Source organism: Pseudoteredinibacter isoporae (genome assembly GCF_040372805.1).
GTDB classification, from domain to species: Bacteria; Pseudomonadota; Gammaproteobacteria; order Pseudomonadales; family Cellvibrionaceae; genus Pseudoteredinibacter; species Pseudoteredinibacter isoporae_A.
In genome coordinates this window covers 179,749-194,312 of record NZ_BAABWJ010000010.1, presented here as the reverse complement: position 1 = coordinate 194,312, position 14,564 = coordinate 179,749, and the positions used below count along the sequence as shown (strand labels likewise).

The 14,564-nt window shown below is 48.7% G+C and carries 7 protein-coding genes; 1 reads left to right on the top strand and 6 read right to left on the bottom strand.

Annotated elements, in window-relative coordinates; all coding sequences use genetic code 11:
- The 4 genes from ABWW03_RS17510 to ABWW03_RS17495 form a co-directional block, all read right to left on the bottom strand.
- A partial coding sequence (locus ABWW03_RS17510) for a retention module-containing protein (RefSeq protein ID WP_353410519.1) occupies positions 1-5,937 on the bottom strand: 5,937 nt, incomplete at its 3' end.
- Between the two features lie 400 nt (positions 5,938-6,337).
- Positions 6,338-7,621, bottom strand: a complete 1,284-nt coding sequence (locus ABWW03_RS17505; protein WP_353410517.1) for a TolC family outer membrane protein — start codon at positions 7,619-7,621, stop codon at positions 6,338-6,340.
- Positions 7,622-8,152: 531 nt separating this feature from the next.
- Positions 8,153-9,922 (bottom strand): HlyD family type I secretion periplasmic adaptor subunit, encoded by a 1,770-nt coding sequence (locus ABWW03_RS17500; protein WP_353410515.1) that lies wholly within the window; start codon positions 9,920-9,922, stop codon positions 8,153-8,155.
- Complete coding sequence (locus ABWW03_RS17495; protein ID WP_353410513.1) at positions 9,909-12,086, bottom strand: type I secretion system permease/ATPase; 2,178 nt, start codon at positions 12,084-12,086, stop codon at positions 9,909-9,911. Before ABWW03_RS17495 ends, ABWW03_RS17500 begins: the two co-directional genes overlap by 14 nt.
- Positions 12,087-12,356: 270 nt before the next feature.
- Between ABWW03_RS17495 and ABWW03_RS17490 the strand changes: the two genes are divergently transcribed.
- Entirely contained in the window at positions 12,357-12,704 is a 348-nt protein-coding gene (locus tag ABWW03_RS17490; RefSeq protein WP_353410511.1) for a hypothetical protein, read from the top strand.
- Between the two features lie 7 nt (positions 12,705-12,711).
- Here ABWW03_RS17490 and ABWW03_RS17485 read toward each other — a convergent pair whose 3' ends face one another.
- Both ABWW03_RS17485 and recA read right to left on the bottom strand, forming a co-directional pair.
- On the bottom strand, positions 12,712-13,236 hold the full coding sequence (locus ABWW03_RS17485; RefSeq protein WP_353410509.1) for a regulatory protein RecX: 525 nt from the start codon (positions 13,234-13,236) through the stop codon (positions 12,712-12,714).
- A gap of 178 nt (positions 13,237-13,414) precedes the next feature.
- The gene (recA, locus tag ABWW03_RS17480) at positions 13,415-14,446 is read right to left on the bottom strand and encodes a recombinase RecA (RefSeq protein WP_353410507.1); all 1,032 of its coding nucleotides are present in this window, start codon (positions 14,444-14,446) and stop codon (positions 13,415-13,417) included.
- Positions 14,447-14,564 lie beyond the last annotated feature (118 nt).

The following is a 14,564-nucleotide window of genomic DNA, read 5'->3' as shown; positions in this document are numbered from 1 at the left end:
ATAGACCGTATCTTCCGGTCCAGGAGGATTATCAGAACCAGTCTGATCAGTAATTGTAGTGGTGACGTCATCGTTAGCAGCATCAATCGAAATTGCTTCGAAAGAACTGTCGTTATCAGAAACCGCATTAATGGCTACATTAAACTGCTCAGCACCTTCTGCAAGCGCATCGTCGATTGTCGGAATACTAAAGACTGCCGTGTTATTACCGCCGGTAACGATAACACTCGCCACTTCAGTAATATCATTACCTTCTGCGGTGGTGTAAGTGTAAGCCAGATTGACTGTCACACTACTTCCTACAGGAACAGTTTCACTCAGAGAAATGGTGTAGTCGGTTGTTGTATCGCCTTCAACGACATCACTTGGACCTGCTAGGGAAACCAATACAGTATCTGGTGTAGCTTCATCCAAAATTGTACCGACACCAGTGTCGTCACTGATGCTTGCGCCATTAGCGTTACTCAGTACGACATTGAAATTTTCGGAGTTCTCATCCAAAGCATCATCGGCAATGGGTACTGTAATAGTTTGCGTAGCAACGCCAGCGGCAAAAGTTAACGTACCTGCGCTGGAGGTGTAATCCGCACCAGCGGTTGCCGTACCATTGTTGGTTGCATAGTCCACGGTGACTGAACCTGCGGAGACTGGATTTAGCGTCACAGTAAAGGTCGCGGTACCGTCACCTTCATTGACGGTAACGTCATTGATGCTCAAAGATGGAGTGCCATCATCATCGGTAATGGTGGTGGTCACTTGATTGTCGGCGTGTTCGGCTACATCCTCGAATGCACCACTGTCGGTAATAGAATCAATATCAACGACAATTGTCTCATTCCCTTCACTCACCGCATCATCAACGCCAGTCACAACAAAGGAAGCATTGTTGCTCCCGCCGCTGATCGTGACAGAAGCCTGTTCGCCCGAATAGTCTGTACCAGAAGCGGTACCGGTATACGCCAAACCAACCGTCACGGTTTCACCAGCAGGAACCGTAATTGGATTATTGTTTTCATCGACCAGAGTAACGGTGTAAGTCACCTGACCACCATTTTCAGCAATGGTATCGGTGCTCTGGGTCAAACGCGCAAAAATTCTATCTTCATCACCCGGCGGGTTATCGGAACCAGTTTGATCCGTAATCGTTGTGTTAACAGTATTGTTTGTCGCATGCGGAGCTATTGCTTCGAAGGAGCTGTCGGTATCAACAATAGTACCGATGGACACATCAAAATCTTCCGCGCCTTCTGCAAAGGCGTCATCGATCGTTTGAAGGTCGAAAGTAGCTGTGCTATTTCCTCCGGTGACAACAACACTGGCAACTTCAGTGATGTCATTGCCATCAGCGTCGTTATAGGTGTACGTTAAATTCACCGTGACGCTATTACCCGCTGGAACAGGTTCGCTCAATGTCACTGTGTAATTTGTTGTTCGTTCGCCCTCAACAACATTCGCCGGACCGGTTAGTGAAACAGTAACCGTGTCATCAGGTCCAGGCGTGGCTTCGTCCAAGATGGTACCTACACCGGTATCATCACTGATGCTTGCACCGTTAGGGTTAGTTAAAACAACATTGAAGTTCTCGGAGTTTTCATCCAGAACATCGTCAGTGATTGGAACAGTAATCGTCTGCGTTCCTACCCCGGCAGCGAAAGTCAACGTACCGCTGGTAGACGTGTAATCTGCACCAGCCGCCGCGGTGCCGTTACTGGTTGCGTAATCTACAGTGACAGGACCAGCTGCTACTGGGCTCAACGTCACCGTGAAGGTGGCAGTACCTGCAGATTCGTCAACAGTCACATCGTTAATGCTTAACGATGGCGCGCCATCATCGTCGATGATTGTAGTGGTTACCTGATTATCAGCATGCTCTGCAACGTCCTCGAACGCACCACTGTCGGTAATGGAATCGATATCAACAATGATGGTTTCATTGCCTTCACCCACGGCATCATCAACCCCGGTTACAACAAAGGATGCACTATTGCTGCCACCACTAATGGTGACAGAAGCTTGCTCGCCTGAGTAGTCGGTGCCAGAAGCCGTGCCGCTGTAAGCCAAACCAACCGTAATGGTTTGACCAGCAGGAACCGTAATTGGATTGTCATTTTCATCGACCAGAGTGACGGTATACGTTACCTGACCACCGTTTTCAGCGATGGTGCTTACGTCCTGAGTTAAACGCGCAAAAATTCTATCTTCGTCACCAGGAGGGTTATCAGGGCCAGTCTGATCCGTAATCGTTGTCGTAACGTTATTATTAGTGCCATGAGGTGCAAGTGCTTCAAACGCTGGGCTACTGGCACTTGCAATCGATACATTAAAATCTTCTGCACCTTCAGCGAAGGCATCATCAATTGTTTCAATAGTGAATACCGCGGTATCGCTTCCACCTAAAACCACAACACTCGCCACCTCGGTAATATCGTCACCGGATGCCGTTGTGTAGGTGTAAGATAAATTTACCGTCGCTGTACTGCCAGCCGGAACCGTTTCACTCAAGGTTACTGTGTAGTTTGTTGTCGTCGCACTCTCAACAACATTTGCAGGACCGCTTAAAGAAACGGTCACAGTGTCTTCCACCCCTGGTGTTGGCTCATCAGTAATCGTACCAACACCGCTTAAATCATGGCCATTGCTTGCGGTGTTTGCACTCAGATTACTGAGATCAATGTTAAAGTTTTCACTGCCTTCCGCCAGGAAGTCATCGGTAATCGGAATAGAAATGGTAGTCGTTAAATTACCCGCGGTAACTGTGCCGCTTCCCGTTGTTGCAGTGTAATCTGCTCCAGCAATTGCAGTGCCGTTGCTGGTCGCAAAATCAAAGGTGACATCCTGCAAAGTGGAACTGGACAGTGTCACAGTAAACACGATGTTTCCTGCTTGCTCATCAACGGTTACGTCGTTCACTGAAACAGTCGGTGCGGTTTCATAAATTGCCGTCACGGATGCGGAGTTTGAGCGCAGACCTTCGTTATCCGCAATAGAGTATTGAATCGGAGTCGGGTTACTGATGAAACCAGCTTCCGGAGTAAAGGTAATTTGGCCCGGGTTCGGACCCACGGTCCAAGTACCTTCATTCGCAACCGTTAAGCTTGTAACCTGACCACCTGACGTTTCAATCAAAATAGAATTGAGATCCAGGGTGCCGTCATCGGTATCATTGCCGGCCACATTAATTGTTGACGGGGTGTTCAATGCCGTCGCACTACCAACATCGTCAACAGCGACAGGAGGTTGCGCGACATAACTTACACTCACCGCCGCCGCATTGGATTCATTCCCATCGTTATCTTCAACGGTATAAGTAATCGGCGCCGGGTTAGTGGTAAAACCCGCTTCTGGCGTAAAGGTAATTTCACCGGTAGAGGTGTTAACACTCCAGGTACCCTCGCCGGCCACCACCAGAGATTCACCAGGATTTGCGGTACCGGTAATTTGTACCGATGCAGGATTCAAACTGCCATCGGGATCGCTGTCGTTCGCCAGCACATCGACAGTAACAGGCTGAGTGGTTGTATTACCCGTGCTGCTATCAATCACCGCGGTAGGCGGTTGCGCGGTAAAGGAAATAGTTACGGTTGCCTGGTTTGAAATCGCGCCATCATTATCAGCTACGGTATAGCTGATAGGCGAGGGGTCGCCAGTAAAACCCGCTTCCGGCGTGAAAGTAATTTCACCCGTGCTGCTGTTTACGGACCACACACCTTGCCCACCAACAGTCAAGCTGCTGCCCGCACTTGGGGTTCCAACTATTTGAACACTGCCGGGAACAAGAGAACCGTCCGGATCATTATCATTCGCCAATACATCAACTACAACGGGAGAATTCGTTGTGTTACCACCCACAACATCGTTGCTGGCAATCGGTGGAGTATTCGGATCAATAACGGTGAACGTTAACACCGAATCGTCGGTGTTCGGGCCATCCGTTACGGTGTAATTAATGGGCGGAACCGTACCGGAAAACGCGGCACTCGCCGTGAAGGTATAACTACCATTCTGACTGATGGTGATGGAACCCACACCAATAATATTGGCGGTTTCGCCGGGCTGGAAAGTATCGCCGCCAACGGTAAAGGAAACCACAGTCGCAGGCTCTGGGCCATCAGGGTTATCGGTATTTGCTAACACATTGCCGCTGGCACTTTGCCCCGACAAAGTTGTGGCGGATTCATCGTCGTCCGACAGGACGTTCGCCGCATCAACATTGATTGTAATCGTGGCAATGGCGGTACTGCCGTCACTATCACTAACGGTGTAGGTAAAAACATCTTCACCAAAAACACCGGGGTTAGCTGTATAGGTGTAACTGCCATCGGCATTAATGACAATAGTCCCCTTGTCGGAACTGACCGCCGTACCTACGCCACCAGTCGACGTTGAACCAGTATCTCCCGCAGAAACACCCACTACGCCAGCAGAATCAAATCCGTCGGCACCGGCAATATCCACTTCACCGTCGGTGAGGTTGCTGTCGCCGGAAGGAATATCAACACCGGTAATAACATTACCCGTGGCCACGAGGCTGGTATCAATGGAATCAATTTGGTCAGCAGCGATGGGCGCATCATCAAGGATATTAATTTGCAAACTGCCAGTTGCATCATCTGCAGCATTACCGTCCGCATCCGACACCACAACGGCTAACACTTCATTTACCGGCCCATTGCTGTGATCAGCGGCCCGGTCAAGCGTATAACTGTAATTAATTTGGTTGCCGTTAACGGAGGTAATGGTCAAAGTACCGTATGTACCCTGCACAACAGTACCTTCCAACTGGCCATTGTTCAGAACGACAACACCACCGATACTGATGGTGGCATCACCATCACCGGCAATGAAACTGAAACTGCCTGTTGTGGTTTCCGAATTATCGCTGTTGTTTGCACCGTTGCCATCAGACAGTTCACCCGTGCCTTCGGGCAAGCCAGCTTCGTTCACGGTATTCACCAAACCACCCTGGCCATCGGTTCCAGGATCAACAACGTCCAGGCGAGGAATACCGTCAATGTTGACGGTTAAGGTTGCAGTCGAAGTATCATCGTCGGCGTCAATAATGGTGTAAGTAAAAGAATCGATGCCACTGGCGTCACGATTCGGAGTATAGGTGTAACTGCCGTCGGCATTCACAACAAGAACACCTTTATCGGAAACCAGTTCAACACCGACACCACTGCTGTCGGTAATAGGCGTTTCTGTGTTGCCCAAAGCGACACCGACTACGGTTGCGCCATCACCAAAACCGTTGATGCCAGAATCATCGGCATTACCATCAAAGGCATTGTCATCACCGTTCGCAATATCAATACCCGTTACAACGTTACCTGTAGCGACACCCAGTGCGGTAACTTCTTCTTCGTCGTCTACGGCTTCAGGTGCGGAATCAATAGGGCTGGATTCTTGGGATGTATCACCAAGGTTGGCACTCGGAGGGGTCGTGTCAAAGCCCGCTAAAGGAATCGTTTCATCACCGGTCATAACAAAACGCACACCGGAACCAACAGAACTGTCACCACCACCGCCAGTAGGGGCCGTGCCTGCTGCTGCCGCTGGCAATAACTCATCGAGACTCAGGCCCTCTTCCAAGCCTTGTTGCAGCCGATCGAAGTCAATGCCTTCTTCAACGGAATCTTTTACGTCATTTTTTCGAATCAGATCCATCAAACGCTGATCAATATCGACACTTTGGTTATGACCTAAAACCAGCAACCCGCCGCCTGGGAACTTAACGACAATAGCCGCTCCAGCTTTGGTTTCCAGATTATCGCCGAGGCCAACTTTCTGACCCATTTCAAGGGCAGAGCTGCCATCCAGCACTGTTCCTTTAATTGCAACAACGGTACCTCGATCAGCCGCGGCGACATCACTTGTCGCTCCATCCGCATTGGACTGAGTGGTATTTGAATTGTCATTTACAACAACGTTATCCGCCATAATCTTTTCCACTTATATGGTCAAAGTATCGAAATGGGCGTCCGGCCCGATTCAAATGTAATTTCTTCGCGTGCCAGTTGATAAACAGGGCAGCATCACCCTCAATACTGAGGGATGTCCCGATTCACCTTGGCTGGAGGTGAACACGCATTAAAGCTATTTACCCATAGTTGCCAATCGGCCAATCCTGCTTTTTCTGTAGACCGCTTATCTGTTAACTACTGTCTAGGTAACTATTGATCTGTCTATAGCAATAAACAAAGTCATACCCAGAAGCGGAGCAAGGCGAAAGATGCGAGGATTAAAGCAACGAGGCCCGGCAAAGACAGAACTTTCCGGGCTAACTCAATGCCACTTAGCACCTATTCAGGCACATACTTTCGCAAACACAAGACAACAGCTACTGAGCTAAACCCAACTTGGGCAACAAAACCCCCATTGAGTTATAAACGCGCAGCTCAGCCAACTTCTTGTTGTAAGCGGCCTGGATCAGGTTGCGTTTGGCATCCACAACTTCATTTTCGGTATTCAACAAATCCAATAAGGTACGGCGACCGATGTTAAATTGCTCGATATAGGCCTTTTTGGTGGCCTCGGCAGAATTCACGTGTTGCTGTAAATACTGCAATTGAGCATTAACCGATTCGAATGCCGTCCAGGACAAACGTAAGCCTTCAACCACCTGTCGGCGGGTGTTGTTACGAACATCCTTAGCTTCTTCTATTAGGTAACTGGTTTGCTTTCGACGGGCCTTATCCGCGCCGCCGCGATAGAGGTTATAGCGCGCACGAATGGCAATCACTGAACGCTCGTCTTCACCGACAACACCACCGATGTCTTCGTTCCAGTTTTGATCAGCTTCCAGACGAATGTCCGGGTAATAAGAACTCTTGGCAGCCTGATGCTGAGCAATGGTGGCGTCAATATCGGCATTCGCGGTTTTCAGAGTAGGGTGATTAGCCAAGGCCAATTCCGTCGCATCATTGAGTGACGCAGGCAGACTCTCGGCTGTACCTGGCATGGCTAACGAGGTCATATTCGGCATGGAGCCCACAACCCGGTAATAATTGGTTACGGCATCTTTTAAATTAGCATCAGCGACAACTACATTGCTGTTGGCCAAGGCTAGACGAGCAGCAATCTGATCCAAATCAGCGCGACTGCCAACACCAGACTGGTTGCGTAACACCATTTGATCATAAATGCTCTTATGCTCTTCCAGGGACGCTTCCGCGAGCTTCATAAGATCCACTTGAGCCATCAAGGCCAGGTAAACCTCACTGGTGCGCAAAGCAATCAGTTCCTGAGAAGTATTCACTGAATGGCTTGCACTGGCCGCGCGTGCTTCCTGGCGGCGTACTTCGGAACGTGTTGCGAAACCATCAAAAATCAGCTGACGAGCTGAAATAGAAGCCTCTTCTCGAGTGAGGTTAACCTCATTCTGGCCAGTAGTGGGCGATTGGGTATTTTCCCGACCAATACCCAAGGCAATATCAATAGAGGGGAGATAGCCAGCTTTAGCGCCCTTGATCTCTTGCTCACGGGACGACAGTTGATTTTTTGCAGCATTGATTTCAGGGTGGCTGTCCAGAGCCGCCTGAACAGCTTGGTTAAAGCTCTCCGCCTGAACGGTATGAGTTACCCCAATTAAGCTTGTTAGCAACGCTATTATTCTTGTTTTCATAACTCTTCTACTCGGCCCCCATGCCAAATCAACTAATGCCTTTTTAGTAGGAATTGTGAGGTTTCTCACAAACTCCGCGATTATAAGTGTTAAGTAGTTCATAAAAAACCCCAACAATTAGTCGTAAAGACTAATCAGACGACAGGTTTGTATGCTCTAAGATTAGGTCTTTTGTTTACATTACCTTTAATTACCAATTCAGCGCTTATTCATAATAAGCAACAAAATAATTATTTAAGCGACAAAGCAGTGCATTTAAACTAAGTTTTCCATAATTTTTGGTAATTACTGACCAACTGCGTCACATACTGAATCGCTCACATCCGGGAAATATAGGCGCACGTCAGGCGTATTCGGCAATAGCGCCGATTTAAAACGCTTACGTAAATAACCTAAGGGAATATAAAGGCCTAGATTATATTCTTAAAGAATACAAAAAATGTGTACATGCTAGGCACTTTTATCACTTTGGACAGCAATGTGCCTCTTCAAAACCAAGAGGCACATCGAAAGTGAAGGGGCACAGTAAACCTAGCGTTCGCGCAGGGCTAACTGTTTGGTTTTAAGAATAGGCTTCAGAAGGTAATCCAGTACGGTTTTTTCGCCGGTCAGAATATCAACACTTACCGTCATACCCGGAATGATTGGCAAGGGCTTATCCTCGCTGCCCAAGAAGGCGTTTTCAGTTTCAACTCTCACCGTGTAAAAGCTCTCACCTTCCTCGTCCACAATCGTATCCGGGCTGATATGAGTCACCTTCCCCTTCAAACCACCATGGATAGAAAAGTCATACGCGGTGAATTTGACGATGGCTTCCTGGCTTGGGTGCAGGAAGGCAATATCAGTAGGTCTGATTTTAGCCTCAACCAATAGACTGTCTTCCGTTGGGACAATTTGTATAAGATCCATCCCCGGTTGAATAACACCACCGATGGTGTTCACCATCACTTGTTTGATGGTTCCTGCGACTGGAGAAATCACTAGTGTTCGATCCACCCGATCTTCCAAAGCGCCGCTGCTCTCGGAAAGACGCTGCAGTTCCAAACGCACATCAGCAAGCTCTTTACGGGATTCATTGCGAAAAGCCAATTGTGCCCCCTGCAATTTGTCCCGAGCTTCCTGCAAGCTGGATTGCGCTCTAGGAATCGCCAACTCGGCGCCTTTAAGCTCGCCATACAAATCATTTACCTGGCGCTCGAGTCGCAGCAGTTCCACTTGGGACATCGCCCCCGAACTCACCAGAGGCTTACTGATCTGCAATTCTTTATCCAATAGATTGTAACTGCGCTGGTGCTGGTCACGGCGTGCTTTTAACTCATTGAGCTCCTGTCGCCGCTGAGTTTCCTGTTGCACCAATACCTGATCTTTACTTTTCTGTTCTTCCTGCCGAGATAGATACAGAGCTCGCTCCTGGGACCAAACCACTTCGCCCACACCTTCAATCGGCTGCTCTGGAAAATCCACACCATCGGCTTCGTAACTTAACCGCGCGGCTTTCGCTTTCAACTGATCCAACGTTACGTCGGCTTCTCGCAGAGATGAAGAGAATTGTGTGTCGTCCAGGCGCAACAAAGGCTCCTGGGCTTTGACAGTCTGGCCTTCACGTACAAACAATTCCGCAACAATGCCACCCTCTTGGTGCTGCACAACTTTCACTTGCGAAGAAGGAATCACCTTGCCTTCGCCTCGCGTAAACTCATCAACATAGGCAAGCGACGCCCAAACGATAGCCACAATGACAAATGAGCAAATTGCCCACAGTAATTGCTGACCACCACGAGGAGATTGTTGTAGAACCGCGGCCGCGGCCGATGACATGTAATCCAGATCTTCCTGGATCAGTTCTTTATCACCTTCAAACCAAGCTTTGGGTTGTGGCTCTGACGACGCCACAGCAGGACTTTTTTGCACCACAGTTTCAGGGGCCGCGCTCGAACTTCCCGACTCTGGAGTAGTCCCAGCCCGTTCTGATTTTTGCGCTGTAACCTCGGCACTGGAAACGACTTCTGCGCTGACATTTTCAACGCGCGGTCTCTCAACGGCAGCTTTTGCCTGTGTTGTGGGTTTAACCTTAACAGCGTTGGATGGAGCGTCAACCGTTTTACTGGTTCGAGACTCAGCGGCCTTCTGTGCCTCAAACTTTGCTTTCATGTCAGCTTGCCGACGTGCCTGAGCAGCAGGCGCCTTCACCTTGACGGAACTCGCTTTGACCGTCGCCGCAGCGGGTTTCGCCTTCGCAGACTCCTTGGCCGTTTGTGGCTGCTCGGGATGTTGCGGGTTTGATGGTTTATTGCTCGACACGAATCTGCCCCTTCTTCAGTGCATCCAATACGGACTCTTTCGAGCCATCAGCAATCAGCTTACCGTTTTCCAAAACAATAATTCTGTCGACCAAATCCAGCAAAGAGGTCTTGTGGGTCACCAATATTACGGTTTTGCCCTGAGTCACCTGCATTAAATTTTGTTTAAGTTTCGCCTCCGTGCTGTTATCCATTCCAGTTGAAGGTTCGTCCAACAGATAAATACTCGGGTCTTTGATCAGTGCCCGTGCAACGCCAATACTTTGCCGCTGCCCGCCGGATAAAAAGGCCCCTCGTTCACCCACAGGGCGCTGGAAACCCATCGGGTGTTTGTTCACAAAACCCGTTACCCCTGAATGCTCAGCGGCTTTTACAATTTGCTGGTCTGTTGCATGGGGAGTGCCATAGGCAATATTGTCCTTCACCGAACCAAAAAACAGGGATACATCCTGTGGGACATAACCCACTCCATGGCGTAAATCGGCTGGATCCAACTGCTTAATATCAATACCATCGATCAAAACAGAACCTGCTGTAGGCTGAAATAAGCCCATCATCAATTTCTGTACCGTGGTTTTCCCTGAACCCATGCGGCCGATAATGGCCACCCGCTCATGGGGTTTAATGGTAAAAGATACATCTTCAATACTGGGGTGTTCCTCACCTGGATAAGCAAAGGACACTTTATTAAAACGCACTTCACCAGCAAAACTCGGGCGTTTGATAAAGGTCTTTTCTTCGTCACGCTCCTGCGCTTTATCAACAATGGTCTCTAGAGACTCTAACGCCGTAACGGTTTGTTCGAAGTTCACCAATAAACTGGATAACTGCGACAAAGGCGCCAAAGCTCGACTCGTCAGCATAACGCAGGCAATCAACGCCCCCATTGTGAGTTCTTTTTCAGCAATCAGATAAACACCCGAGACGATCACTGCCACCGAGCTCAGCTGCACCACGGTGCCAGCAACCGTCACGGCAGAATTTGATAACAAACGAGATTTCTGTCCCCAATACGCGAGATGCCCCACCGACTTTTCCCAGGCACGCTGTACACGCCCTTCCGCACCAAGCCCTTTTACGGTTTCAAGACTGGCTAAGGCTTCCACCAATGTCGAGTTCTTTTGCGCCGAAGACTGCATGGTCTCTTCAACCGATTGGCGCAGAGGTTTCAGAATAAACAGAGCATACGCAATCACAATTGGGATACAGGCCAAGGGAACCAATACCAGCGGGCCCCCGACATAAAAAATGACCAGCAGGAATAAAATGGTAAATGGTAAATCCACGAAGGCCGTTACAGTAGACGATGTAATGAAGCTTCGAACACTTTCAAAATCCTTTAGCTGACTGGCAAATGAACCCACCGACATGGGCTTATCTTCCAATCGTGCGCCCAGCACACGCTCAAAAATCATTGCCGATAGCAATACATCGGATTTTTTACCGGCAACCTCAATAAAATAACCTCGCAGGAGCTTCAACACGAGATCAAAGAAATAGACCGTCGCGACCCCAATGGCCAAAACCCACAAAGTTTCAACAGCTTCGTTAGGTACCACGCGGTCATAAACATTCATGACAAACAGGGGATTGGCGATGGCGAACAAATTGATAAACAAAGAGGCTAGCAGGACGTCACGATAAATTCGCCAGGATCGACCCAGCACCCCCCAAAACCAATGGCCTTTTTGGCGCACTTTGATTTCCTGGGTTCGCTCATCATAACGATGCAAGGGCTTACAAAAGATTGAATAACCCGTGTAGCGTTCCTGCAAATCACTCAGTTCAACTACACTCTTACCGCTGCTGTGAGGGTCGAGAATTTCCGCTTTTCCGGAGCGGGTATCCAGCCGAGTTAATACGCAGGCATCGTTATTATCGAGCAACAATACCGTGGGTAATACCAGTGCGCTGATTTGATCCAGTGGCCGTTCGATCACTTTGGCCGATAGGCCAGCCCTTTCTGCGGCACGAATAAATAACTTGGGAGTCAGGCGTTCTTTGATCAACGGCAAGCCGGCGGTAAGGGACGTTTCGGATATCGGCAGATGTTCTATTCTGGCGATGATCAGCAATGACTCTAACAGTGGGTCGCAAAAGCTGGCACTTTCCGCTGGGCCTTCCACTACATCCTGCATATCTGTTTGGCTGCTTGCCTGCTCCATCAAGACCTCTTAACAATTGATTCGAACGATTTGTACAATTTACACAGTGCCTGCTTAACAACACCTGCACAAATTCACAAGCTGTCGTAGCTCACCAGTCGCAACTGAAGTTCTGTTCAAGCACCGCTTATATCCAGTTTAATCTTGATATCCAGATATAAGATCACACTGATAATAGGGCTTGAAAAGTTGTTCTAGCCGAATTGTATACTACTATTGCTATATTTAACCTGTATTGTAGTCTGCGATTCGGAAAACGAAACCCATCCTATGCCTTATATTCAACGAGATGCCAATGGCAACATAAGCGCCATATCCATGAACTCCGGGCCGGAGTTTGGTGAATACCTATCTCCAACCCACCCTCAACTTGTCTCTTTTCTAGACAGTTACAAGGATGTCAGCCAATCTTTGGCCACTCTGGAAGAGTCGGACATGGAGTTTGTCCGGATTACAGAAGATTTGGTAAATACTCTGGTTTCCAAGAATGTAATCTTGTTTACCGATCTACCAGAAGCCGTACAGAGAAAGCTTCTGGCAAGGGAGAGATTGCGCGAACAAATTCAAGGTGAGCGTAACGCCAGCTTTATGGACGACGATGAGAATGGCTATTTATAAAAGAGGGTTATTCTCCAACCGCTCGATTGGCTTCCGCCAGGGCGTAATGGATCTGATCACCTGAAAACCCCTGGGCTTGCAAGTAACGATAGCGTTTTGACTTGTCTTTCACGTCCATGGACGGCCCAGAAAAACGACCCTGCAGACTTTCCAACGCTAAGGCATGCCAATCGACATCGCTTTCAAGCAAAGCACTGTCAATCGAAACGTTCGACAAACCTTTGTGCTTCATTTCCATACGAATACGGGTTGGACCACGACGCTTTGAAATTGACGCCCGCAAGAACATAGCCGCATAACGCTGATCATCCAGGTAGGAAAGCTCTTCCAGCCAGTTCAATACTTCATCAATCAATTCTGTCTTGTCATGCTGCCTCGCCAATTTGGAAAACAGCTCGGCACGGCAATACTCTCGACGACTGATGGCAGCCAGAGCAGAATTCTTAATCTTCGCCAACACCTCGCGACCACTGGGCTCATTATTGGCCACAGGCTCATCGCGGTAATCGTCCAGGGAGACAATATTTTTCATTATTTGCTCCTGCTCGTGCTGAGAAGTTACGGTTCTAGGTCAGCTGAAAACATCAACCCCAGAACAGTCACAATTGTCTATCTAACATACGGTACGCACAGCAGGCATACGCGGAGGGACCGCATAGGCTTCAATCAAACAAAGCATATGCGGTCATTAGAGGGCGGAAATAAGAGACTTACGCCTGCTCAGCACTCTCTGCTGATGCATCAGTCTCTGAGGCATCGCCCAACAGCTCTGCACGTACGCGTGCTTCGATTTCTTCAGCCAAGGCGGTGTTTTCGTTCAAGAACTTCACAACATTGTTCTTACCTTGGCCAATCTTATCGCCGTTATAGCTATACCAAGCACCCGCCTTATCGATAAAACCCAACTTAACGCCAAAGTCGATTACCTCACCCAAACGGTTAATACCTTCACCGTACAGAATTTGGAATTCGGTTTGTTTGAACGGTGGCGCCACTTTGTTCTTAACCACTTTCACTCGGGTTTCGCTGCCGATCACTTCATCACCGTCTTTCACCGCACCAATTCGGCGAATATCCAAGCGAACGGAAGAGTAAAATTTCAAAGCATTACCACCGGTAGTGGTTTCCGGGTTACCAAACATAACGCCAATCTTCATACGAATCTGGTTAATAAAGATCGCCAGACAGTTAGCGTTTTTGATGTTGCCGGTAATCTTACGCAATGCCTGAGACATTAAGCGCGCCTGCAGACCAACGTGGTGATCACCCATTTCGCCTTCAATTTCAGCTTTCGGTGTTAGAGCTGCAACCGAGTCCACAACCAGAACATCAATCGCACCTGAACGCACCAACATATCGGCAACTTCCAGTGCTTGTTCACCAGTGTCTGGCTGGGAAACGATCAAATCATCAACATTAACACCCAGCTTCTCGGCATAAATAGGATCCAGAGCATGCTCAGCATCGATAAAGGCACAGGTTCCACCCTGTTTCTGGGCTTCGGCAATCGCTTGTAAAGTCAGCGTGGTTTTACCCGAAGATTCTGGACCATAAATTTCAACGATTCGGCCCTTTGGTAAACCACCAATCCCCAAAGCGACATCCAAACCTAGAGAGCCTGTGGAAACGGCCGGAATTTTTACCTGTTCTTTATCGCCCATCCGCATAACGGTGCCTTTACCGAACTGACGTTCAATCTGGCCAAGGGCGGCTTGCAATGCCTTTTCTTTGTTCTGATCCATGGGACACCTCGTCGTTTAGGCTTTTTGCCTTTTGTATTCTTGTGAGTGAAAACGGAATGTACATTCATGCGAGATGCCTTGGACAACGGGTACGGGCAGTCTCTTAAGCATCCGTTTT

Excerpts from the sequence above, each read along its gene's own strand:
- ABWW03_RS17495 (WP_353410513.1), bottom strand. The coding sequence starts at position 12,086 with ATGGAGCAGGCAAGCAGCCAAACAGATATGCAGGATGTAGTGGAAGGC.
- ABWW03_RS17485 (WP_353410509.1), bottom strand. The coding sequence starts at position 13,236 with ATGAAAAATATTGTCTCCCTGGACGATTACCGCGATGAGCCTGTGGCC.
- recA (WP_353410507.1), bottom strand. The coding sequence starts at position 14,446 with ATGGATCAGAACAAAGAAAAGGCATTGCAAGCCGCCCTTGGCCAGATT.
- ABWW03_RS17490 (WP_353410511.1), top strand. The coding sequence starts at position 12,357 with ATGCCTTATATTCAACGAGATGCCAATGGCAACATAAGCGCCATATCC.
- ABWW03_RS17505 (WP_353410517.1), bottom strand. The coding sequence starts at position 7,621 with ATGAAAACAAGAATAATAGCGTTGCTAACAAGCTTAATTGGGGTAACT.